Here is a 23,125-nt window from a genome sequence, read left to right as displayed (position 1 = left end):
ATGAAAAAGTGGCTAATGGTAGTCGTCACAGCATTACTAGTCATGACGACATTCACTGCGGCATTTGCCGATAACACGTACACCAACGGGAATAAGAAATCCAAAGGATATGATAAAGGTAAGCACAAATTTGCACTAGGTGCGGAGATGCTTATGAAAAATGAGAAGAAATTGCTGAAAGGTAAGCGGGTTGGGTTGATCACCAATCCTACGGGGGTTGATCAAAACCTGAACAGTGTGGTCGATCTTTTGAACAATGATCCGGATATTCAGTTAGAGGCACTCTACGGTCCAGAGCATGGTGTTCGTGGGGATGCACAGGCTGGGCAATATGTGGATTATTATATCGATGAAGTCACTGGCTTGCCGGTTTATAGCTTGTATGGAAAAACTAGAAAACCGACTCCTGAAATGCTTGAGAATATCGATGTTCTAGTATTTGATATTCAAGATGTCGGGACTCGCTTCTATACGTATATCTATACAATGGCTCTAGCTATGGAAGCTGCGCAAGAAAAAGGAATTCCGTTCATTGTATTGGATCGTCCGAATCCTTTAGGCGGTAAAAAAGTTGAAGGACCAGTCCTGGATCCAGAGTTTGCGTCATTTGTTGGACAGTATGCGATTCCACTACGTCACGGAATGACTGTAGGAGAACTAGCGAAGCTGTTTAACAAAGAGTTTGACATAGGTGCGAATTTAACAGTAGTGAAAATGAAAGGCTGGAAGCGAAACGCCTATTTCGATGAAACAGGACTTCAGTTTGTCATGCCATCTCCTAACATGCCAACACTGGAAACTGCACTCGCTTATCCAGGTGCAGCACTTATCGAAGGGACGAACGTTTCAGAAGGACGCGGAACGACAAAGCCATTTGAGCTAATTGGTGCTCCGTTCATCAGCAGTCCAGAACTGGTCACGCGCTTAAACCAACTGGATCTTCCAGGAGTGACATTCCGAGCTGCTTCCTTTACCCCTACGTTCTCAAAGCATAGCGGAAAACTTTCTCATGGTGTTCAAATTCATATTACTGATCGAAATAAGTATGAGCCGGTTGAAACTGGTCTTCATATTGTGAAAACGATAAAAGATCTTTATCCAGAACAGGTTCAACTCACGCCATTCTTTGACAATCTAATCGGAAACGGATGGATACGACCGGCCATTGAAAATGGAATGACGGTAGAAGAGATGGAATCGCGTTGGAAAAAAGATTTAAGAGAATTTGAGAAAGTACGAAAGAAGTATTTGATGTACTAAAAAGGTCTGAATTGTCCTGTGAAATATTCACTTTATTGAAGTGGGCTACAAAGTTGTTGCAGAGTAATTCGGCAGCCAACTGCAAGCTAAGTATTCTTGGATTTCTAAAGACTAATTGAGTGCATATCTGAAAGGAGATACGACTTCACCGCTCAATTTGGAATTCTGAGTGGTGCTAATGGTAAATTCCTTTTTGGAGATGGAACAACTGGTGTTCAAGCAGCAAAGTTGTTTGTAATTTATTCAAAGTTTCTTCAGTAGAATGAAACCTCATCTACTGTTGCCCTCACAGTGCGGTGATAAACCGCAATAGTGGGGGCGTTTTTGTGTTTAAAAAGAGTTGTTGACAATACATAGATACATAGTTATACTAAGTGTAACAGTTAGTAACAAAAACAAACTAAGTAAAGAGGAGTGAAGAAGATGATTGAAAAGTTGAAAGGATATCTGGCAGAGTGGTCGGTTTTTGAGAAGGTGTGGATTTCGTTATTTACAGCAATTACGGTATACCTCTATTTTGCATTTCAAGACACGCTTCTAGGGTTGATCAGTTCGATAGCTGGTATGTTGTGCGTAGTATTGGTTGCGAAAGGAAAGGTTTCAAATTATCTATTCGGTATCGTGCAGACAGTCACCTATGGTTATATCGCTTTCGGATACGGCTTATATGGTGAAGCCATGTTGAACTGGTTATTTTACTTCCCAACGCAATTTATCGGGATTTGGATGTGGATGAATCACTTTAAGAAGAAAGAGGATTCGGAGCAAGGTGAAAACGTATACGTGAAGCGACTGACACGTAAGGGTTGGATACTCGTTGCCGGATCCTTCGTGATAGGGGCATTGGTATATGCAGAACTATTGACGGTGTTATCTGCACAGCAAGTTCGAATCGATAGTATGGCGGTCGTTCTTTCAGTAATCGCACAAATTTTAATGGTGCAGAGATATGCAGAACAATGGGTAATCTGGATTTTAGTGAATATCTTGACCATCACGCTATGGGTGATCACGCTGGTGCAGACAGGAGGGAACGATTGGAACATGGTCATCATGTGGACGGCGTTCTTAGTGAATTCTATATACGGTTATGTGAACTGGGTCAAATTATCGAAGGTACAAAAAGCAGAAGACTGAGCGTTTTGTTCATGAAGGGAGAAGATTAAAATGGGAGAACCTAGAATGGAAGAGTTGACAGTTGGACACTACGGAGGGAAATTCATTCCCTTTCATAAAGGTCATTTGTATGCGATTACGAAAGCAGCGGCTCAAGTGGATCAGCTGTTTGTAGTGGTTAGTTATGACGAGAATCGGGACAGGAAATTGTGTAAGGACGCGGGATTGAATTATATTGACTTCAAACTGCGGCAGCAGTGGATTATGACTTCAACTAAAGGAATGCCGAATGTGAAAGTATTGGCGGTGGAAGACCCACCATGGGAGAGCGAAGAGCATATGTGGCTGGAAGGTGGACGGAGAATGATTGAAGCAATCCCGGAGCAAATCACTCATATCTTCAGTTCAGAAAGCGCGTACGATCATTGGTTTAGACTTATTTATGGAGAAGATATTCAACATGTCGTCATAGATGAGGCACGCAGAATTTTCCCAATCAGTGCAACTAAAATACGAAACGAAGGAGTATTTGCAAATTGGGATATGATTCCCGATGTAGCGAAGCCATACTACACTAAAAAAATTGCGATAGTCGGAGTTGAATCATGCGGAAAATCCACGTTAACACGGAACTTAGCTCAACTATTTGGCACTGAATATGTAGAAGAATACGGGCGTACGGTCAGCGAGGAAATCGGGGACGGAAGTTCATTGCTGACTGAAGAGCACTACAAGGAAATCGTGTTTGGTCATAAGCATATGGAGTTTCAAAAGATCAAGAAAGCAAACAAGTTATTGTTCATTGATAGCGAGGCGGTAGTGTCCCAGTATTACGCTAAAATGTATCTTGGTCAGGAGCTAGACTTTATAGAAGGGGTCATCCAGTCTCAGGATTATGATTTGTACCTATTCCTTGAACCCGATGTAAAGTGGGTGGCTGACGGATTCCGAACGTTCAATGATCCCGAGGTGCGGGAAAAGACAAATAGAATTTTGAAGGAAATGTTTGATGAGCGGGGAATCCAATACGCATCGATTAGTGGTAACTACGAGGAGCGGCTTGACAAATCCATCGAACAGATCACGAAACTCATGACGTACTAATAAAAGAAGGGTGCTGTGTGACCCTTCTTTTTTTGTGTGTATGAAGAAGATTCGAATGCTGAGCGCCTGGACTTGTCATATGAAACGGATAGTATTAAAATGCGACTAAGTCATGTATTTGAAAGGGGAAGAAGGCAATGGAAGAGCAGTACTTGCAGAACCTCAGTGAAACGGAATTTATCGAGCAGTATCAAAAGACGGAAAAGGATAAATATGAAAAACCATCCATCACGACAGATATGGTCATTTTCACAGTAGATACAGAACAGGTTTTGGACAAGAGAAAAAAAGCAGGAAAAGAACTTCAGTTATTACTGATCCAGCGCGGAGGACATCCGTATAAAGGAGACTGGGCGTTAGCGGGTGGTTTCATGGGGATTGACGAAGACGTCGATACCGCTGTCCAGAGAGAATTGAAAGAAGAAACTGGAGTCGATGGAATTTACGCGGAGCAATTGTATACGTGGAGTGCAGTGGACCGGGACCCTCGAATGAGGATTGTGAGTGTCAGTTACTTGGCATTGGTCGACCAAGGAAAGCTACCGGCGCTACGGGCAGGGGACGATGCGGACGATGTAAGGTGGTTCACGGTAAAAGATACCGTAGTAGAATCACGTGATGCAGAGGTTGGTAGTACAATCCAGCGGACCGAAGAAATTGATCTAGAGCTAACTTCTGGAGAAATTTCCATATCGGCAACAATCGAAAGAGTTACAGTGACAGAAGGGACAAACACTAAAACGACAGAGAAAATAACGAAGCAGGATGGAATTGCCTTTGATCATGCGGAAATTATTTTATATTCGCTCGATCGATTACGCGGGAAAGTAAATTACACGAATATCGCATTCAATTTAGTGGGAGAAGAGTTTACGTTGCCCGACTTACAGCAGGTTTATGAGGTGATTTTGGGAAGAGCCTTAAACAAAGTACAGTTCCGCCGCCATGTGGAAGATATGGTGTTAGATACCGGAAAAGAAGTCAGAACAGGTGCATACCGACCATCGAAATTATATAGATATAATGCGGCGTGGATTCATGACCAATGGAATTAGGAGAGTTGGCGTAGAATGATTTCTATTTTTACTACAAGCTAGTTCTGTCATCAAAAAGTCTGTTTAACCAACTCAAACTGCCGATGTTTGAGTAGTTGAATTGAAAGTGAGGAGTCTCAAAGTGAATCGACTAAAAACAATAGAAGAGTGGCGGATGCTACTAGAGAAATCTGATGAACAACCGTTTCTTCTATTTAAATTGAGCATGACGAGTTTAAGCAGTGTAACCGCCAAAAAGGAAATGGAGTCGCTCGTGACGGATATTCCGAGATATGTGGTCATTTCACAGTTAGATAAAAAAGTATCGAATGCAGTGGAACTAGATACAGGCGTGAAACACGAAACACCACAACTGCTCATTATTAAAGGCAAAAAAGCCATTTGGCAGGCAACTAGGTATCAAATTAAGCAATCAGTTGTGTTGGATGCAATTGCGACCTATGTATAATGAAGTCTTCAAATTGAAAAGGAGTGATCCCGTAAAGTCATTTTTGACTTTTAGGACCACTCCTTATTTTTTTGTATCAACATTGATAGAAGGTTTGACTCGATGAGAACAGAGCATATCGAAAGCGGTTTTGATAGCGAATGATAAATGACGGGGAAGGTTCTGAGTTTTAGAATCTTGCCCTTTTAAATATGGATTCATTAAGACCTGAATAGCAATGTTTGTGGTCTCCGCAAGACACTACTAGAAGCTCAAAACTTTATTACAAACCATTAACATTCCTCAGTAGTTAGCTGATTCACTTATACATATAATTGTAAGTGTACGATTTTTGTACGCATAGGAACCAATTATACTAGGAGGTTTGTTGATGATTCAATCTATGAAGAAATTTCGTTTTGTTTTTGTACTTGCATTAATTTTTCAATTGGTCGCATTGCCGTTGCAGTCCCGCGCAGCGGAAACAGATGCGAATGGGCCTACATGGGTGCAGCCAGTTAACTATTTGGCGTTAGGGGATTCATTGGCATTTGGTATTAGTTCTGATGGGTTACCTGGTAAAGGATACCCCGATTTTTTAGCTGAATCCTTACAAGAAATGAAGATGTTATCAACTTCGAATAAAGGATTTGCTTATCCAGGCTATACAGCTCCAGAAGTATTAAAAGACTTGAAAGACAACGTGACAAAACCAGTTATAGGAATTGGGCAAGAAGGTAAGACGGTGGAATTACATCAAGCTATTCAAGATGCGAACCTGATTACAATTAGTGTCGGTGCGAACGATATGCTAAAGCATTTCAAAATCGATCATGCTACAGGTGTTCCGCAATTCGATATGGCAGAGCTTACAGCTGCAATTCAACAAGTCGGAACGAATTATAATGAAATTTTAAAAGTCATTTATGAAATTAACCCGAACGTTCAAGTGTATGTCATGGGTTACTATAATCCATTCCCAGCGCTTGCAGCTGACTATCAGCCACAACTTGCACAGTTGTTAGCAGGATTGAATGGCTCAATCCAAGCAGGCATGCAAGGAACCCCTGCTGAATTCGTTTCAACAAGTGAGCAAATTGCTACGGATTACAAGACGTACTTACCGAATCCCGCGAATATCCACTTAAGCGAAGCAGGGTACAAAGTGGTTGCGGATGAGTTTGGTAAACAACTGAAAGCAACTTATTCTTGGATCCCTAAGGATGCATTAACTGCGCAACTTAAAGGGGATGACGCTGCAACTCTTACATGGAAGCCTGCAGTGGATACAAAAAAAATCATGGGTTATGGCATTTATATGAATGACGAACTCATAGGTCAAGTTGGCGCAGATGTTCTCACATATGATGTACCCAATCTTAAAGCAAACACAGATTATCAGTTTAAAGTGGTAGCTGTAAACGAAGACAAGGTTACATCTACTGAGAATCCAACCGTAAAGGTGACAAGGACAGAAACTCCAGCACCGATTCTTTTTAAAGATATACAAAAACACTGGGCAAAATCCTATATTGAAAAAGCAGTGGAAGCGGGTATCGTTTCGGGTTATTCAGATGGTACCTTCAAACCAGAGCAGACGTTAACGCGCGTCCAAGCCACTTCGATTATTGTCCGGACACTTGGTCTAAAACCTACACAGCCAGCACCATTTAAAGATATTAGTCATTTCTCCGAACAGATTCAATCGGAAGTTGCGGCAGCGTCTCAATTTGGAATTGTATACGGTGTCAACGGAGAGTTGAAACCGAATGATCCGGTAACTCGTGTACAACTCGCTGCAATGTTGAATAGAACATTTACGCTCGTGAATGGGAAGCCATACGTTGCAAAATCACCAGCACCATACAAAGACATTTCTGGATACGGTAAAGAAGCGCAAAATTCGATTGCAATGTTACACGAATTCGGTATTGTGCATGGATCGAACGGGAAATTCCTACCTGCAGATGGAACAAAACGTGGGGAATCGGCGAAAATCCTTGTAAACTTTTCGTTGATACTCAAGCGATAATCATAGTCTGTCATGTAGAAGACTATGCAAATAAAAAAGGGAGCCAATCATTTAATGGATTGGCTCTCTTTTTCCGTACAAGTCGTTTCTCAAAAATATTTACTAGAGTAATCGGTCACTACTTGTATTTTAAGAGTATGGCTTTGGACCGCGATGTGACTTCAAGTTTTTGATAAATGGATGAGAGATAAACCCTTACAGTTCCTTCAGTTAACTTCAACTGTTCAGCAATTTCTCGGTTCGTAATGCCGTCTGCTAATAAGGAGAATACCTCTTGTTCCCTTGGTGTCAGTGCTTGATATTTCAAATCACTTGTAGATGTGACTGGTTGTAGATGCTGTAAATAGTGTGAGGAAATTGACTGCTCACTCTGACCATTTTGTTGTAGCCGCGTTAGATAACGATTGAGAAGGGGCTGCAATTCAGCTTCATCTAAAAATGTCCGAATGTAGTAATAGGGTGCGCCAAACTGGATTGCTTCATGTAAAACTTTGAGTGCTGTTTCTGGATTACCCAGTCGATTGTGACAAAGTGATTCAAGTATAGTTGCTTCTACAAGTGTCGCAATTTGAGAATCCTGCAGTGCTTTTGTTTTCGTTTGGATGAGAATCGTAAGAGCCTCTTCAGGTTGTTGTTTCATGAGTAAGAACCGTGTGTACACAAGCTCCCAAAAAGGTTGTTTAGTTTTCGTAGCGTTTAATTCTAATTCAGCATTTCGACTATCTCCAGAGAGGATTGAACAATATGCTTGCATAATACGAATACAGGTAATCCAATGTTTTTCTGTGACCATATTTTTGACTTGTGTCAACATTGCTTGTGCTGAAGTGAGCTTTCCTTCGGATAAGTAAATCTTCGCTTTTAATAAATACATAGGGATGAATAGGCCGGGATCATTGAGTTGATGGCCTTGTTGTAGTGCCACTTCTAACTCTTGCTTGGCATACTCAATTAAATTACGCTCATATAACGATTCTGCAGAGTTTCCGTAAATAAATGCTGTAACGCTACTCGTTTGATAGGATGTATTCCGAAATAGCTCTGCCAGTTCGCCCCCTTCTTCCATAGAAGGCATTTTGCCTTTTGAACCGAGGGCAGTTCTTAAAAGTTTGTATTCAAAAATATTATATTTCATGTGCACATCATCCCAGCGAGAAGGGACAGCACCATTTATCATTTGCCGCTGAATGATTTCTTTTGCAACTTGCAAATCTCCGCCTGTAGAAATAATTACGAATGCTCGAACAAACTCATAAATAGATGCTATGGCGGCATGCTCTTCTTGTACCATCCAATGTTCGGTCTTTTCACGGATTTCGAGTTCCACCATAAGCGATTGAGTAACTGAGATTTCTCCGGTCGACATAGAAGTTAGGACTCCCATCACCAACATTTCATGTGGGACGCTAAAGTTGTTGCTGCGTAAATGATGCATCCATCGCATGAAGGTGGTTGTCTGACCCGATACAAAAAGGTGGACAAGGTGTTGAACAATCCAATCGCTCGCAAGCTCATAACATTCATATTTTAGCGCGAGTTCAATTGCAGAGATGACATCGCCTTTTTCATGTAAAAGAGAAGCAGTTTCTTCTACAATTGTGATGACTTGTTTAGATGTAAAACGTTTTCGAAATTCAGCTTGTAAGGCTTCGGCAAATAAATGGTGATACCGGAAGACCGGATTAGATGATTGAAGGCGAACGATGAAAAAACCCATACTTTCCAATGTTTCAAGCAACTTATAGCTATCAGTTCTTTCAGTAAGCTGATTACAAAGTTCAGGTTCAAGAACATTGAGTAGGGAGGTACGTATAAGAAATACTTGTGTTAGTAATGGAAGTGGAGATAGAATTTCCTGAATTAAAAATTCATCAATAAAAGATCGTGAATCTTGATTTAGCTGTTCTATGTGATCATGAGGAATCGCCAAACTTGCGAGTTGTAGGCCAGCTATCCATCCTTCTGTTTGTTCCATAAGAAGTTCAAGGGTCTTTTGACTAGGAATCGACAAATTTTTAATAACGTAAAACTCCCTAGCTTCTTGCAGTGTAAAGCGTAACTGGGGTTCGTTGAACTCAGTAACCCACTGATTGACACGCCATCGCGCAATTGGTAGGGGCAAGTCAGTCCGAGATGTCAGATAGACATGGACATGGCTGGGTGACAGTTCTACAAACTTTGTCATCATACGATGAATGATGCCGTTTTCAATTAAATGATAATCGTCCAGGACAATGGAAAAGGGAATACCAGACAAACTAATTTCGTGAATAAATGACTCGATGAAAAAGTCAGATGTTGTTTCGTCAGGTGATTTCAATAAGGGGATTAGTACTTGATCCACATCAGTTTGGCAAGTTCTTGCAACTGCATGCAATACATAAGTCCAAAACCGAGTGGGATCATTGTCAGTACTATCGATTGAAAACCACGCTGCTTGTTGACCTGAATTCTTGAGCCATTGAAGCAATAACGTTGTCTTCCCATATCCCGCAGGTGCCCGAAGAATCGTTACCTTTTTCAATAAGTTATTCCTGAATGCATCATAGAATCTCGTTCGCTCCACGTTATCGGTAAAGCCGCTGGGAATTTCTGTTTTAGTGGGTAAAAGAATAGTAGACATTGGATAACCTCCATGTGCTGGGAAATTAGGGGCATATCATTTTGTATGTTGTCGCGTAGGTGTATGAAGCGGAGTAATAGTGTTTTGATGTGCCTCTTTCAAGTATACAGATAGTTTAATTATTAACAAGATTGGATTCTATTAACGCAACGAAGTTAGAAACTTCCTCTGTACTTCAACTTGGTTAATATGGATTCTTTAGACTTAGTTCACGACAGCATCTTTAATGTCAGTCGCTTCAATTCCTCGGGTTTGAATAATCAAAGGGTGTACGGAGTGTACCCTTTGAAGTTCATCGTCAAATAGTGCGTATAGGTTGTATTAGACTTTTTAATGTTAAGTAAATATATTCAGTAGATTAAGATTACTGATTTTAGTCGCTGTGTAACAAACAATTCTTTCGGAATTGGGAATGCTGCGTGTTGAATCTCGAAAGAGAGGAAGGTGTAAGATGGCTAAATAATATCCGAAACCGAATGATCCTGCTGCCAATAAGATAAGGATTAACAACACAATTGACAATATGGAGGTAGCAGAGGTAACGTTGAAGTTTAATAAAGGGAAGTAATTTGAAGAAATCAAAGAGAAAAATGAAGCAAGAAAATATAGCATTGGCAATCTGAAAAATGAAATTCATGAAGAAAATCAGTTGCGAATCAATGGTCATCAATAAAGAAGCAGGGGGTGTGCAGATACCATTCTTAATGGATTTCTGCATACTCAGGTTTTTTTACTAATACCTCAGTCATTTCAGTACCAAGCAATTAGTTGTGTTGGATGCAATTGCAACCTATGTATAACGAAGTCTTCAAATAGAAAAGGAGTGATCCCGTAAAGTCTTTTTTGACTTTTAGGACCACTCCTTATTTTTTATTGAATTCATTGTAAAATGTATCGTCTTTTTTCTTTTCGATATACGTCCAAATCAGGTAGATAATTACTGTGAACCCGAGTATGAGTAGAGAGGCATTGAATACGAATTCAAAATCCATGTCTTTTACCGTTCTTTTGGCAATGCCTGCCTGATCATGAATTTCATAACCTGTTTTTTGATAATTCATGAATAGAAAAGACAGGATGATTCCTATTGCACTCCCACTAACTAACGAAAGGATGAATTTCTTCATAGTAAATGCACCTCCTATTGCTAGTATATCTTATTTCCTTTTAATTGTGTGAAAGGTTAGAAAGTATTTTGTGTGGAGTTTTGCTTTACTAGAAAACATATTGGCTTCTATCGAGCAAGGTTATGATTATAGGGATATTTTGAGTGACGATTGAATGGGGCTGAAAGGAAGTACGTTTTTATTCTTTCAAGATTTACTAGTTGAACGGTTAGGACGTGGCCAGATGAAATAGCTTGCGGAAATGAGAAGGTCAACAACTAAAATAATCGTCCAAAGACGTAGCGTGTTATCGAACTCATGTGTACGTTCAGGTGCATCGATATACCATTTTACAAACAAGATCATGGGAGCTCCAATGGCGAAGGCGAGGGCATGGCGAAGCGAGCCTTTCATAGAATGGATGGCATGTGGATATCCTGTTCTTCGAATTGGTTTTGGCCCTTGTTTCGTTACATAATATTGAAATCGTTCGTCTGCCCATTGGATCATACTTTTCCCGAATGCAAGTGAAATACCGATGTATAGTGGAGCGATGGAGTGTGCGACGGTGGCTGTCGCTCCATGGTAGAGGTCGATTGCTGTGACTAATAACAAAATCACATCTATCAAAGGAATTAGTGCAAGAATAAAAAGACCGAGCCGTTTTTGTTTGAACACATAACGGACTGTGAGGCCGAGGGCGATGACGGCCCAGAAGCTGATTTCACATGCAATGATGATGTATGCAACAAAATTCATGAAGAACCTCCTAATTAGCACAGTTGTATTAAAAAGAAGTATACAGGAGAATTCTTTTTAGTACAACTGTTTTATTAACCTATGCTAAACTAAGATATGCCTAAAATTGTGAATCATGATGAACGAAAAAATACAATTGCAGAAGCTATGTGGCGAGTCATTTTGGATAAAGGGATGGAAGGAGCAACAGTACGAAATATTGCGGATGAAGCGAAACTCTCACTTGGTGCGCTTCGGTATTATTTTAAAACCCAAGATGACTTGCTAGTATATGCGATGGAATTAGTTCAAGAACGAGCGAAAAAACGAATTGAAAAGGTATTATTGCAATCATACTCTCCGAAAGAGTTAGTTATTGCAATGATTTTGGAGATTGTACCTGTTAATACGAATACTCGTATCGAGATGGAAGTATGGTTTGCATTCATCGCCTACGTCAAACATCGAAGTGATACGATTGATGTTCCGGATGATCAAATTTTAGAGATGACGAAACGGTTGCTCGGATTTCTTCAGGAGCAACAGCTACTGAAATCTACGTGTCAGATGGAGATGGAAATCGAGCGGTTATATGGGCTGATTGACGGCCTTGCGATCCATGCGGTATTGGATCCAAATCGATTGGATTCGGAGCAGATAAGGAAGACAATTGAATACCATATTGACTCGATTTGTGTGACGGCTTGACCTTTTTTATTAATGATCGTAAAAGCGAAGGAAATCGACAAGGCATGTAACATGGTTGAAAAAACTAGAGTTTCCATGTGAACATATAGCCAGTTTTATTTATTTTAGAGGGCATTCAGTATCGTTCTGAATGTCCTTTTTCGTTTATTTAAAAAACTATATGGGGTGGCTAATCACAAACGATAATGCGGTACAGAAGCTCTTGTTGAAAGAAAACCGTCTGGATGGTACAGTGAAAAGTACTTGAAGAAATGAGGTGCAATCTGATGGCTGTGAATACACGGAAAATCGACATATTGGATGCGGCTTCTCGCATTGTTGCAGAAAAAGGGATTTTCCATTTAACGATAGAGGCTGTAGCAGAAGAAGCGGGGATTAGTAAAGGTGGATTGCTCTATCACTATCGATCTAAGGAAGTCTTAGTCGAAAAAATGGTCGAACATTTAGCTAGTAATTATAGAAATAAAATCGCAACACATGCTGAAGAAGATGAGATCGAGGCTGGGAAATGGACTCGAGCGTATGTAGACGTGACTTTTAAAAAAGGATATCCAAATAAAGACATGCATTCAGGTTTACTTGCTGCCAAGGCCATTAATCCTGAACTTATGAGTCCAATCCGTGAAGTGTATTCTGAATGGCAGAGGGATATTGAAACCGATGGGATTGATCCGATTATGGCAACGATTATCCGATTAGCCTCTGATGGCATTTGGTTAGCAGATTTGTTTGACATTAACCCAATTAGCGATGAGTATAAAGAACTGGTTTATAAAAAATTAAAAGATTGGACAAAACAATAAAAATACTTTAATGACAGCTCTCATGATTGTTTTTGAGTGTGCCAGAAAAGAGCGCAAGCTGTCTAGTGGGGTTGAAAGATTATTCTCATAACTGTATAGTGATATCTCGAATACAAAAACCGTCTGGACGGTATAGTATTTGAGTTGAAATTAAGTGGGGTGCTATAAAATATGAAAAATAAAGTGCTTCTCACCTCTGCTGTAACAGGTGCAGGCGAGACAACAGGGATTAGCAAATACGTACCAGTGACGCCGAAAGAAATTGCGGAATCTGCAATCGAGTCCGCAAAAGCGGGTGCAACGGTCGCGCATATTCATGCTCGCGATCCAAAGACTGGCGGAATTAGCCATGATGTTGAGCAGTATCGCGAAATCATGGATAGGATTCGTGATTCTGAAGTAGATGTAATTGTTAACATTACGGCTGGCGGCGGTGGTGACTTCATTCCCAACTTAGATACGCCGGCTGCTGGTGGTACCGGGACCTTCATTCAAACTCCAGATGAACGACATTATCCAGTAGGAGAATTGTTACCGGAAATGTGTACGCTCGACTGTGGGAGTGTGAATTTCGGAGATATGGTGTACATGAGTCCGACAGAGTGGCTAAGGAAGCAAGCCGCACTGATTCAACAAAGTGGAGTAAAGCCAGAGCTCGAGTGCTTCGATACAGGGCATTTACGATTCGCGAAACAGCTTATTAACGAAGGCCTGATTGATGGAGATCCAATGTTCCAATTTTGTTTAGGAATTCCTTGGGGGGCTGAAGCGGATGCTGAAACAATCATGTACTTCAAAAACCGATTGCCTGAAAATGCGCATTGGTCTGCATTTGGTATCGGACGTATGCAGTTACCGATAGCTATGCAAAGTGCCATGTTAGGTGGAAATGTGCGAGTAGGGTTAGAGGATAACCTGTACCTCTCAAAAGGAGTTCCAGCAAGCAACGAACAGCTTGTCGATAAAGCGGTTACAATGTTGCAAAGTAACGGAATTGAACCGATGACGCCGCAAGAAGCACGATTGTTTTACAAACTGCGTGACCCGCTAGGAGGTACGAAGAAATGAGCATGACCTCAACGAAACAAGTAGCCGTAATTGGCACAGGTGTCATTGGGAATGGTTGGATTTCCCGTTTTTTAGCACAAGGACTAGATGTCGTCGCATTTGACCCGAGTGAAGGGGCAGAACAACGTACACAAGTAGCCATTCAACAAGCATGGCCATCCTTGCAACATATTGGATTAGTAGAAGGAGCGTCTCCTGATCGAATCACTTTTGTACAAACAATTGAAGAAGCCGTGAAGGGTGCGGTAGTAATCCAGGAAAACGTGCCGGAGCGGGAAGACTTAAAGAAAAGTGTACTTGCTGAAATAGACCAATTCGCTGAACCAGATGCAATCATCGCTTCTAGCACATCAGGAATCATGCCAAGTCAGTTACAAGCTAATTTAAAAAATCCTGGTCGCATGATTGTAGCACATCCGTTCAATCCAGTTTACATATTGCCACTAGTAGAATTGGTCGCGGGACAACAGACGGATGCTGCCGTAATCGATCGTGCAAACGAATTTTATACAGCTATTAACATGAAACCATTGATTGTCCAGAAAGAAATTGAAGGACATGTAGCGGACCGTCTTATGGAAGCTCTTTGGCGTGAAGCCCTCCATTTAGTGAATGACGGTATTGCGACAACGGAAGAAATCGATGCATCGATAATCTATGGTGCAGGCTTACGTTGGGCACAAATGGGACCGTTTTTAACTTTCCATTTAGCCGGTGGGGAGCAAGGGATGCGACATATGCTTGAACAGTTTGGTCCCGCGTTGAAACTACCTTGGACGAAACTCGAAGCGCCTGAATTAACAGAGGAGTTGAAAGAAAAAGTGATTGAAGGTTGTGAAACTCATGCGGGTAATAGTTCAGTCTATGAATTGGAAGTCAAACGTAATGAGTTCCTTGTCAAACTACTCGACTTAGTTGAAGAGTATTGGCATGAGCCATCATCAGCAGTGAAATAATCAGTTGGAACAGGGGGTCTCTCAAATGGAGAAGACAACTTTTACGTATTCAAGCCTCGTGCAGCCAGAATGGGTAGATTATAACGGTCATATGAATGATGCCGCATATTCAAAAGTATTCAGTTTGGCTGTGGATGCATTTATGGAGCATATTGACTTACATGAGCAAGCGCGCACCACGAATAGCTATACGTTATTTACATTAGAAACACATATTTGTTATCTACTAGAAGCGAATGAAGGAGAACGATTAACCATTACGATGCAACTTCTGGATACAGATGAAAAGAGAGTACATATCTTCTTCAATATGTGGAACAGCGGGCAAGAACTCGTGGCAACGAGCGAACAAATGTTGATGGGCATGAATACGGATACTGGAAAGCCAGGTCCGTTTCCAGATTCCATTTCACACGTTATAGAAAAAATCGCAAGTACAGATAGTCAGTTGGAACTTCCGAAACAAGCGGGTCGGAGAATTGGCATTAGACGCTAAGTACCCATACAATTTCGCGTTCAACGCAAGTTCTTCTCTCCACTGGCTACTGCTAAAGGGGAAATATAATGAGTAAAATTGAAGTGAAAGATTTAACTAAAATATTTGGTTCACATCCTTCACAAGGAATGAAGTTATTAGAAGAGGGTCGTGAAAAGTCTGAAATACTGAAGAAAACTGGAATGACAGTCGGAGTTAATAAAGCGACATTCAGCGTGGAAGAAGGCGAGTTTTTCGTCATTATGGGACTATCAGGAAGTGGGAAGTCGACCCTGATTCGTTTAGTCAATCGGTTAATCGAACCGACGAGCGGAGAAATTCTGATTGATGGCGAGAATTTGACAAAAATGAATACGACAGATTTATTGAATACCCGAAGGAAAAAGCTAGGCATGGTGTTTCAGAATTTTGGACTACTGCCGCACCGTACCATCTTGAGTAATGTAGCATATGGGTTAGAAATTCAAGGTGTGAAAAAAGAAGAACGAGAAGCAAAGGCACGCAAAACACTAGAGGATGTGGGTTTGAAAGGCTATGAGGATAGTTATCCTACAGAACTGAGTGGTGGTATGCAGCAACGGGTCGGTATCGCTCGCGCATTGACGAATGATGCAGATATTCTGCTGATGGATGAAGCTTTCAGTGCACTCGATCCGATTATCCGAAAAGAAATGCAAAACGAACTGATCAGTTTGCAAAGTAAGCTTGGTAAGACAATCTTGTTTATTACCCATGATTTGGACGAAGCTCTGAAACTAGGAGATCGAATTGCGATTATGAAAGATGGCGCTATTGTTCAAATAGGATCTGCTGAGCACATTCTAGAAAACCCAGCTGATGATTATGTAGCAGATTTCGTAAGAGACGTTGATCGTTCAAAGATTTTAGAAGCCTCTCATGTTATGAAGCGTCCTGAGGTTGTTATGACGCATAAAGACGGACATCGGATGGCGATTCGAAAAATGGAAGAGGTTGGAGCATCCAGTATTTTTGTTGTCGGTAAAGATGATGAGTTCAAGGGATTGCTGACGATTGACGATGCTATTAAAGCATACAAAGAAGATATTCCACTAAAAGACATCTTAATTCAAGACGTGCTATCCGTACCTCCTACTACTCCACTAAGTGAACTCATTGAAATCGCTGTAGACTCCAAATATCCCATTACTGTTGTGGAAGACAACAAGCTATTAGGAATCATTTCTCGTGTATCAATCCTGTCAGGTCTTGTACTTGGGAAGGAAGTGGAGAATGACTTGGAGACTGAAACGAGTGAGGTGATGTCACGATGAACTACTTCGATTTACCTATTGAAGACTATACAAATAATTTTGTGGACAACTGGCTTCTCCCAAATACTGCCGGTTTCTTCGACAAAATCAGTGACATGTTACGCGCTTTCATCGATATGGTCACCTCATTTATGCTTTTCATCCCTGCTGAAGTTCTCGTCATTCTAATTGTAATCGTCGCTTGGAAGGCTTCAGGAAAAGGGCTTGCTTTATTCGCATTAATTGGCGGGTTTTACATAGGAGCCGTAGATTTGTGGTCGGAGTCTATACAAACGGTGTCTATTGTCATCGTCTCTACAATTATTTCAGTGGGAATCGGGGTTCCAGTAGGAATCTTGACGGCATTGAATAAGACAGCGGATCGAATTGTCCGTCCGATCTTGGACTTCATGCAAACGTTACCAAGTTTCGTCTATCTCATTCCGGCAATCTTGTTATTCGGGCTTGGGAGTGTTCCAGCTGTGATTGCAACATTCGTATTCGCGACGCCACCCGCAGTTCGAATGACGAGCCTCGGTATTAGACAAGCACCAGAAGAAGTGATTGAAGCATCAAAAGCATTCGGCTCCACTAAGTGGCAATTGTTGTTGAAAGTACAGTTGCCTTTAGCAGTTCCGACAATCATGGCAGGTGTCAATCAGACAATGATGTTATCTCTTTCTATGGCGGTTATCGCGTCTATGATCGGTGCGCCGGGACTCGGAGATACGGTATTGACGGGTATTTCAACCGTAAACGTTGGACTTGGGTTGACAGGTGGACTGGCAATCGTTGTGCTCGCCATTATCTTGGATCGGATCACACAAAGTATAGGGAAGAAATCTTAAATCTTAAATTCAAAGAGGAGCGATTATATTGAAGAAAAGAGTATTAGGAAGTTTGTTAGCAGCGTCGATGTTAATGTTAGGTGCTTGTGGATCGGACGATAGCAAAGACAAGTCCACTGCTGGTGCAAGTGAAGACAAAACGATTACATTCGGTGTGACACCCTGGACGAGTACAGTTCCACCAACAAAAATTGCTAAGCTGATCATCGAAGATATGGGGTATGAAGTGAAAGAAATCAAAGCAGATGCTGGAAACGTCTACATCGGTCTTTCACGTGGTGACATAGACGTATTCATGGATGCATGGTTACCGGCTCACGAAAAGCATATCGAAAAGTATAAAGATAATATTGAGGAAACTGCTGTAAGTTATGATGATGTTCAGACTGGTATGGTAGTCCCTACTTATATGAAAGACATTAACAGCGTAAGTGACATTAAGGGAAAAGAAAAACAATTCAATAACGAAATGTATGGAATTGAAGATGGTGCAAGTGCAACAGGAATCATTAACGAAATGCTTGAAGGATATGACTTGGACTTAAAACAAGTGAACTCTTCTGAGGGCGGCATGTTAGCACAAGCTCAGCGCAAGATGTCGAGCAATGAGCCTGTCGTGTTCTACGGATGGCGCCCACATACAATGTTCAACAAATTTGACCTAAAAGTGCTCGAAGACGAACAAAATTTCTTCCAGACAGCGTCAGTAAAAGTGATTACTAACAAAGAGTTGAAAAAGAACAGCACGGACGTCTATGAATTCCTCAGCAACTGGAGTATCTCAATTGATGATGTAGAAAATATGATTGAAGAAATTGAAAATGAAGGAACAGACCCGGAAGTCGTGGCTCAAGAATGGATTGACAACAACCAAGATAAAGTGGATGAAATGTTAGGTAAGTAATAGTTTGGTCCTGTGTGAAGAGCGAGCTATCGCGTTCGTGCAGGACTGATTTTCATCTGCAAAAGAAAGGATGTTTTGACATGGTAACTACCCAACAGGTGATAATAGACAGGGAAGTCCCTAGTAAAATGCGAGATGGGGTGACGTTATATGCAAATATTTACCGACCTTCAGGTGATGGCATCTATCCAGTCGTTCTGACGCGATTGCCGTACAATAAAAATTTGCCTGATTTTTCGCATCGGTATATCGATCCTATCCGAATTGCACTATCAGGATACGTCGTCATCATTCAAGACGTTAGAGGTCGTTTTGCATCAGAAGGAGAGTTTGCGCCGTTCATACAAGAGTTTGAGGATGGGTACGACACGGTGGAATGGGCTGCGAAATTACCGTATTCCAATGGGAAAGTTGGCATGTTCGGTCTCTCGTATTATGGATTCACTCAACTGTATGCAGCCTTGGAACGTCCACCTTCCCTTAAAGTACTGTTTCCTGCGATGACGGGGAATGTAGCAGAAAGAGATATGTTTTCCCGGAATGGAGTCGTTGAATTAGCTTCTGCTCAGACATGGATGCTGGACTCAATCAGTTATGATTATTTGAAGCGAGTGGGGACAGAAAATTACGAAGCGGCAATGAAAGAAATCGCATACGACTTGGATCATATCGAGGAGTCCCACAAAGCGGTACCGTTTAATAATTGGCCTCCAATCCAAAAGCATCCTGAACTTGTACCGTTCTTTGAAAAGTATTTCTTGAGTGATTTTCAAAAAGAATTGCAAAAAGAGACGAAAAAACGATTGGGAACAAGTAATGGCGTGCAGATTCCTGCGTACCATTTAGCAGGTTGGTATGATAGCCACTTAGCACCGACATTGAAGAATTTTGAAGACATGCAAAACCCTCATCATAACCAAAAGTTAATCGTCGGTCCGTGGTCTCATGGCTACGTGGATTCGGATATTGGAGAACGTGCATTTGGATCGTATGCATCCGGCCATGCAATCGAGGGAAAAGATGATATTACGTCTCTTCACATTGATTGGTTCAATTATTGGTTGAAGGAAGAGCATACTAGTATTCACGAATCCGAAGATCCTGTTAAGTTATTTGTTATGGGGACGAATGAGTGGCGTTCTGAAAAAGAATGGCCATTGAAGAGAACAGAGTATACCCCACTTTATACAGAAAGTGATGGTCTAGCAAATACGGATAATTCTGCGGGGCGTTTAACATGGACAAAACCTGCACAAGCAAGTGAAGATCAGTATGTACATGATCCTGAAAATCCTGTACCAAGCCGCGGTGGGGGTACGTTATTCTACAAAGGAAGAAATTCAGGTCCGCGAGATCAGAGAGAGATTGAGACTCGAAGTGATGTGGCTGTTTACACAACCACACCATTATCAGAACCAGTAGAAGTGACAGGTTGGATCACAATGAAGTTATGGGCGTCTTCAGATGCAGTGGATACAGATTTTACAGCGAAATTAGTAGACGTTTTGCCGGACGGTACGGCATATAACCTAGCAGATGGAATTGTTCGGGCGAAGTACAGACAGAAGGGGATCGAATCAGTCCCACTAGCAGGCGAAGTAGTAGGATACGAAATTGATCTATGGGCGACTAGTAATGTGTTTTTACCAGGACACGCTATCCGACTTGAAATAGCATCGAGTAACTTCCCTCGATATGAGGTCAATCCTAATACTGGAAACACAACAAAAGATACGGTTGAAATGGTAAAAGCAAATCAAGTTATACACCATGGTGCACAGTATCCAACGCATATCGTCTTGCCAGTCATTCCGAAGTAAGAATTCTGCCCCTAAATATAAAGGAGATTTCATCAAAAAAATATACAAAAAGCAACCGCCTCTGGAATCCAGTGGCGGTTGCTTTTTTACAATTAGATAGGAATCACTTATGTTGACCTTTCAGCCAATCCATTGCAACTTTTGCATGCAGTTCTGCTCCATACTTGAAGATGCTTTCATCTTGGACCATTCGTGGATTGTGAACGGGTGCTTCTCCTTCTTTACCTGTCCCCAAAATGACAAATGCAGAAGGAACACTTTGAGAAATATATGAAAAGTCTTCAGAACCATTGATGGCTCCTAAGTCCACCATGTTTTCAGATCCCATTACGGTTTCAAGTGAACCACTGATTTGATCGACAAAGTCAGGATCATTATACGTCGTAGGTGTATGGAATTCTGTGATGGTATATTCTCCGCGCCATGCTTTCACGACATGTTCAATCATCTCTGGGATCCTTTCGCACAAATGATCACGTGTGGCTTGGTCGAAACTACGCATGTTTCCACTTAATATAGCTCTTTCAGGAATGACATTGGTTACAGTACCACCACTCATAGAACCAACGGAAAACGTCACATTCTGTTTCGGATCCGATTCGCGAGTCATGAGTAGATTCAGGCTTGTATACAGCTGGTTCAAGATCATATTCGCGTCAATCGTCTTATGTGGCTGAGAACTATGACCGCCGTATCCTTTAATATCCACAATATACGAATCCATTGCTTGAGTGATTGTACCCTTCGTAACAGATAGGGTGCCAGCTTCCTGGTCAGGCATGATGTGAATCCCGAATGCTGCATCCACTTTCGGATTTTCAAGAGCGCCGTCGTCAATCATTAGCTTCGAACCGTATCCCCATTCTTCACCAGGCTGGAAAAATAATTTCACAGTCCCTTGAAGTTCAGCTTCCTGGTCTTTCAAAATCTGAGCAGCACCAAGTAGCATCGCAACGTGGGAATCGTGTCCACAAGCATGCATAAGGCCTGGTTTTGTTGACTTAAACTCCGATTCGACCTCTTCTTCAATAGGTAGGGCATCCATATCTGCACGTAGTAGAATACAAGGCGATCCTGAACCAATCGTTGCAATCACTCCTGTACAATTCTCTTGCTCAGCAAAACCAGCACGTGCATACTTTTTCCGGACTTCATCGGGAACTTTTCCACATGGCTTGTGGTCAATTCCAATTTCGTCCAACCGTCGTTGTATGAAGTGCTGCGTATTAGGTAAGTCAAATCCAAGTTCCGGATTTTGATGCAAATACCGACGATCTTGGATTATCTGTTCTTCTAACGTCATCGAATTTTCTACAGTACTAGTCATGAAAACATCTCCTTTGTTTACGTACTAATGATTCCAATGTTAGCTTGGCCCAAGTCCGATATACTGAGCAATAACGATTAAAATGAACGCTACGAAATGGAGAATCATGAATAACTTCCACGAGAACTTCACCCAATCCGCATAATTTACATTTGACATCCCAAGTGCGGCCATTAATCCACCGGAAGTTGGCCATAAGTAATTCGTGAACCCATCGCCGAATTGATAGACAACAACCATTACTTGTTGGTTAATTCCAAGTATCTTTCCTAAAGGCCCCATGATTGGCATCAAAATTAATGCCTTACCACTTCCAGAAACAACAAAGAAGTTGAAGAATATCACAACTAAAAACAATACGAATAACGTTACAACGGATCCAGTGTTATTTAAAAGGCCAGCCAATGCGTGTACGGCTGAATCTATAATTTCAGCTTGCGTCATCAAAATCATAACAGAACGAGCAAACCCGATAGCCAGAGCTGTTGGCAAAAGTCTTGAAGCGCCAATCCCAAAATCAGCTGCTGCTTCACTCGGTGACAACCGCAAGATGATGACTAAGAATACGGCATAGATTGCATAGACCGCAGACAATTGAGGCATTCCCCAACCGAGTTGAATCGCACCATATGCACTACCAACTAACACAGCAACTAATCCAAGTAACGCAATTTTTCGAGGCCATGTAAATGGTTCTTCTTCATAAGTAGCTGTTTTTGCATCTTCCAAGTGTGCTAAATATTCGTCTGCGACAATACTTTTCGTTGGGTCTGCCTTCGTTTTGTTCGCATATCGAAGAATGTACACTATGGTGATAGCAATGAAGATTACAAGAGAGATAATCCGGAACGTAAGACCAGAATAGATAGGTAAGCCCACAATCGATTGACTGACACCTGTCGTATAGAAGTTCACCGCACCTGCAGTGAATCCAATCGCTAGTCCCATTGTGGATGTCGCAAATGCCGTGATTCGGTCATATCCCATTCCCATGACAACAGCCATTGCAAGTGGAATGAAAGGTATTCCACCTTCACCAAAACCGATTGTTCCCATGATCGCGAATACGGTGAGTAAAACAAAGATAATTAGTTTTTCTTTTCCAGCAGCAACTCGCAGGAGTTTGTGGATCCCAGCTGCAATCGCACCAGACTTTTCAAGAAGATAGAGCGCACCACTGGCAAAAAGCAACATGACAATGATGTCTGCAGATTGCACAACCCCATTGTGGAGAGCCGAAAAGAAGTCCATAAATCCAATTGCATTTTCTTGGTCCACATAATTGAAAACATCTGTGTTCAGTTGCTCAATTCCCGTTTCAGGGTCGACCACGCGTTCATATTGTCCACTAGGCACAATCCATGACAAAACCACTACTAGCAGCATAACGAGTAAAAACATGATGTATACGTGTGGAAAGTTAAACCCTTTGCGCTTATCCTTCTTTGACATGAAATTTCCCC

Annotated in this window: 20 protein-coding genes; 15 read left to right on the top strand and 5 right to left on the bottom strand. The window is 41.5% G+C overall.

Going from position 1 to position 23,125, the window contains the following annotated elements; translation table 11 throughout:
* The 6 genes from RL70_RS12535 (at position 1) to RL70_RS12510 (ending at position 6,994) form a co-directional block, all read left to right on the top strand.
* A complete protein-coding gene (locus tag RL70_RS12535; protein ID WP_052245957.1) occupies positions 1-1,260 on the top strand; it encodes an exo-beta-N-acetylmuramidase NamZ domain-containing protein in 1,260 nt (419 codons plus the stop codon).
* 423 nt (positions 1,261-1,683) lie between these two features.
* Positions 1,684-2,397 (top strand): nicotinamide riboside transporter PnuC, encoded by a 714-nt coding sequence (gene pnuC, locus RL70_RS12530; protein WP_039043740.1) that lies wholly within the window; start codon positions 1,684-1,686, stop codon positions 2,395-2,397.
* Positions 2,398-2,427: 30 nt separating this feature from the next.
* A complete protein-coding gene (nadR, locus tag RL70_RS12525) occupies positions 2,428-3,480 on the top strand; it encodes a multifunctional transcriptional regulator/nicotinamide-nucleotide adenylyltransferase/ribosylnicotinamide kinase NadR (protein WP_231567271.1) in 1,053 nt (350 codons plus the stop codon).
* A 137-nt stretch (positions 3,481-3,617) separates the two neighbouring features.
* The gene (locus tag RL70_RS12520) at positions 3,618-4,535 is read left to right on the top strand and encodes an NUDIX domain-containing protein (RefSeq protein WP_039043739.1); all 918 of its coding nucleotides are present in this window, start codon (positions 3,618-3,620) and stop codon (positions 4,533-4,535) included.
* Between the two features lie 121 nt (positions 4,536-4,656).
* Complete coding sequence (locus tag RL70_RS12515) at positions 4,657-4,983, top strand: monothiol bacilliredoxin BrxC family protein (protein WP_039043738.1); 327 nt, start codon at positions 4,657-4,659, stop codon at positions 4,981-4,983.
* A gap of 370 nt (positions 4,984-5,353) precedes the next feature.
* Positions 5,354-6,994 (top strand): S-layer homology domain-containing protein, encoded by a 1,641-nt coding sequence (locus RL70_RS12510; RefSeq protein ID WP_052245948.1) that lies wholly within the window; start codon positions 5,354-5,356, stop codon positions 6,992-6,994.
* A 118-nt stretch (positions 6,995-7,112) separates the two neighbouring features.
* On the opposite strand, the gene RL70_RS12505 is transcribed toward RL70_RS12510, so the two are convergent.
* The 3 genes from RL70_RS12505 to RL70_RS12495 form a co-directional block, all read right to left on the bottom strand.
* The gene (locus tag RL70_RS12505) at positions 7,113-9,617 is read right to left on the bottom strand and encodes a LuxR C-terminal-related transcriptional regulator (protein ID WP_039043737.1); all 2,505 of its coding nucleotides are present in this window, start codon (positions 9,615-9,617) and stop codon (positions 7,113-7,115) included.
* A gap of 863 nt (positions 9,618-10,480) precedes the next feature.
* A complete protein-coding gene (locus RL70_RS12500) occupies positions 10,481-10,744 on the bottom strand; it encodes a hypothetical protein (protein ID WP_039043736.1) in 264 nt (87 codons plus the stop codon).
* Positions 10,745-10,930: 186 nt separating this feature from the next.
* Entirely contained in the window at positions 10,931-11,482 is a 552-nt protein-coding gene (locus RL70_RS12495; RefSeq protein WP_039043735.1) for a hypothetical protein, read from the bottom strand.
* A 96-nt stretch (positions 11,483-11,578) separates the two neighbouring features.
* Between RL70_RS12495 and RL70_RS12490 the strand changes: the two genes are divergently transcribed.
* The 9 genes from RL70_RS12490 (at position 11,579) to RL70_RS12450 (ending at position 20,335) form a co-directional block, all read left to right on the top strand.
* On the top strand, positions 11,579-12,169 hold the full coding sequence (locus RL70_RS12490) for a TetR/AcrR family transcriptional regulator (RefSeq protein WP_039043734.1): 591 nt from the start codon (positions 11,579-11,581) through the stop codon (positions 12,167-12,169).
* 266 nt (positions 12,170-12,435) lie between these two features.
* Positions 12,436-12,972: a TetR/AcrR family transcriptional regulator gene (locus tag RL70_RS12485; protein WP_039043733.1), complete on the top strand. Its 537-nt coding sequence runs from the start codon at positions 12,436-12,438 to the stop codon at positions 12,970-12,972.
* 171 nt (positions 12,973-13,143) lie between these two features.
* Positions 13,144-14,040, top strand: coding sequence for a 3-keto-5-aminohexanoate cleavage protein (locus RL70_RS12480; RefSeq protein WP_039043732.1), 897 nt, complete (start codon positions 13,144-13,146; stop codon positions 14,038-14,040).
* Positions 14,037-14,996 (top strand): 3-hydroxyacyl-CoA dehydrogenase NAD-binding domain-containing protein, encoded by a 960-nt coding sequence (locus RL70_RS12475; RefSeq protein WP_039043731.1) that lies wholly within the window; start codon positions 14,037-14,039, stop codon positions 14,994-14,996. Before RL70_RS12480 ends, RL70_RS12475 begins: the two co-directional genes overlap by 4 nt.
* A 25-nt stretch (positions 14,997-15,021) precedes the next feature.
* The gene (locus RL70_RS12470; protein ID WP_039043730.1) at positions 15,022-15,492 is read left to right on the top strand and encodes a thioesterase family protein; all 471 of its coding nucleotides are present in this window, start codon (positions 15,022-15,024) and stop codon (positions 15,490-15,492) included.
* Positions 15,493-15,560: 68 nt separating this feature from the next.
* Entirely contained in the window at positions 15,561-16,784 is a 1,224-nt protein-coding gene (locus RL70_RS12465; RefSeq protein WP_039043729.1) for a glycine betaine/L-proline ABC transporter ATP-binding protein, read from the top strand.
* Entirely contained in the window at positions 16,781-17,611 is an 831-nt protein-coding gene (locus RL70_RS12460) for a proline/glycine betaine ABC transporter permease (protein ID WP_039043728.1), read from the top strand. The genes RL70_RS12465 and RL70_RS12460 overlap by 4 nt, the downstream gene beginning before the upstream one ends.
* Before the next feature lie 28 nt (positions 17,612-17,639).
* Complete coding sequence (locus tag RL70_RS12455) at positions 17,640-18,515, top strand: glycine betaine ABC transporter substrate-binding protein (RefSeq protein ID WP_082003411.1); 876 nt, start codon at positions 17,640-17,642, stop codon at positions 18,513-18,515.
* Between the two features lie 80 nt (positions 18,516-18,595).
* Entirely contained in the window at positions 18,596-20,335 is a 1,740-nt protein-coding gene (locus tag RL70_RS12450) for a CocE/NonD family hydrolase (RefSeq protein WP_039043727.1), read from the top strand.
* 103 nt (positions 20,336-20,438) lie between these two features.
* Here RL70_RS12450 and RL70_RS12445 read toward each other — a convergent pair whose 3' ends face one another.
* Both RL70_RS12445 and RL70_RS12440 read right to left on the bottom strand, forming a co-directional pair.
* A complete protein-coding gene (locus tag RL70_RS12445) occupies positions 20,439-21,662 on the bottom strand; it encodes a M20 family metallopeptidase (RefSeq protein ID WP_039043726.1) in 1,224 nt (407 codons plus the stop codon).
* A gap of 39 nt (positions 21,663-21,701) precedes the next feature.
* Complete coding sequence (locus RL70_RS12440) at positions 21,702-23,114, bottom strand: YfcC family protein (RefSeq protein WP_039043725.1); 1,413 nt, start codon at positions 23,112-23,114, stop codon at positions 21,702-21,704.
* Between the last annotated feature and the right edge of the window lie 11 nt (positions 23,115-23,125).

This window comes from Sporosarcina sp. ZBG7A, from assembly GCF_000813425.1.
Taxonomy (GTDB): domain Bacteria; phylum Bacillota; class Bacilli; order Bacillales_A; family Planococcaceae; genus Sporosarcina.
This window is presented reverse-complemented; position numbering and strand designations above follow the sequence as displayed.

Excerpts from the sequence above, each read along its gene's own strand:
- RL70_RS12440 (WP_039043725.1), bottom strand. The coding sequence starts at position 23,114 with ATGTCAAAGAAGGATAAGCGCAAAGGGTTTAACTTTCCACACGTATAC.
- RL70_RS12480 (WP_039043732.1), top strand. The coding sequence starts at position 13,144 with ATGAAAAATAAAGTGCTTCTCACCTCTGCTGTAACAGGTGCAGGCGAG.
- RL70_RS12485 (WP_039043733.1), top strand. The coding sequence starts at position 12,436 with ATGGCTGTGAATACACGGAAAATCGACATATTGGATGCGGCTTCTCGC.
- RL70_RS12535 (WP_052245957.1), top strand. The coding sequence starts at position 1 with ATGAAAAAGTGGCTAATGGTAGTCGTCACAGCATTACTAGTCATGACG.
- pnuC (WP_039043740.1), top strand. The coding sequence starts at position 1,684 with ATGATTGAAAAGTTGAAAGGATATCTGGCAGAGTGGTCGGTTTTTGAG.
- RL70_RS12465 (WP_039043729.1), top strand. The coding sequence starts at position 15,561 with ATGAGTAAAATTGAAGTGAAAGATTTAACTAAAATATTTGGTTCACAT.
- RL70_RS12520 (WP_039043739.1), top strand. The coding sequence starts at position 3,618 with ATGGAAGAGCAGTACTTGCAGAACCTCAGTGAAACGGAATTTATCGAG.
- RL70_RS12475 (WP_039043731.1), top strand. The coding sequence starts at position 14,037 with ATGAGCATGACCTCAACGAAACAAGTAGCCGTAATTGGCACAGGTGTC.
- RL70_RS12470 (WP_039043730.1), top strand. The coding sequence starts at position 15,022 with ATGGAGAAGACAACTTTTACGTATTCAAGCCTCGTGCAGCCAGAATGG.
- RL70_RS12495 (WP_039043735.1), bottom strand. The coding sequence starts at position 11,482 with ATGAATTTTGTTGCATACATCATCATTGCATGTGAAATCAGCTTCTGG.
- RL70_RS12460 (WP_039043728.1), top strand. The coding sequence starts at position 16,781 with ATGAACTACTTCGATTTACCTATTGAAGACTATACAAATAATTTTGTG.
- RL70_RS12505 (WP_039043737.1), bottom strand. The coding sequence starts at position 9,617 with ATGTCTACTATTCTTTTACCCACTAAAACAGAAATTCCCAGCGGCTTT.
- RL70_RS12445 (WP_039043726.1), bottom strand. The coding sequence starts at position 21,662 with ATGACTAGTACTGTAGAAAATTCGATGACGTTAGAAGAACAGATAATC.
- RL70_RS12450 (WP_039043727.1), top strand. The coding sequence starts at position 18,596 with ATGGTAACTACCCAACAGGTGATAATAGACAGGGAAGTCCCTAGTAAA.
- RL70_RS12490 (WP_039043734.1), top strand. The coding sequence starts at position 11,579 with ATGCCTAAAATTGTGAATCATGATGAACGAAAAAATACAATTGCAGAA.
- RL70_RS12500 (WP_039043736.1), bottom strand. The coding sequence starts at position 10,744 with ATGAAGAAATTCATCCTTTCGTTAGTTAGTGGGAGTGCAATAGGAATC.
- RL70_RS12510 (WP_052245948.1), top strand. The coding sequence starts at position 5,354 with ATGATTCAATCTATGAAGAAATTTCGTTTTGTTTTTGTACTTGCATTA.
- nadR (WP_231567271.1), top strand. The coding sequence starts at position 2,428 with ATGGGAGAACCTAGAATGGAAGAGTTGACAGTTGGACACTACGGAGGG.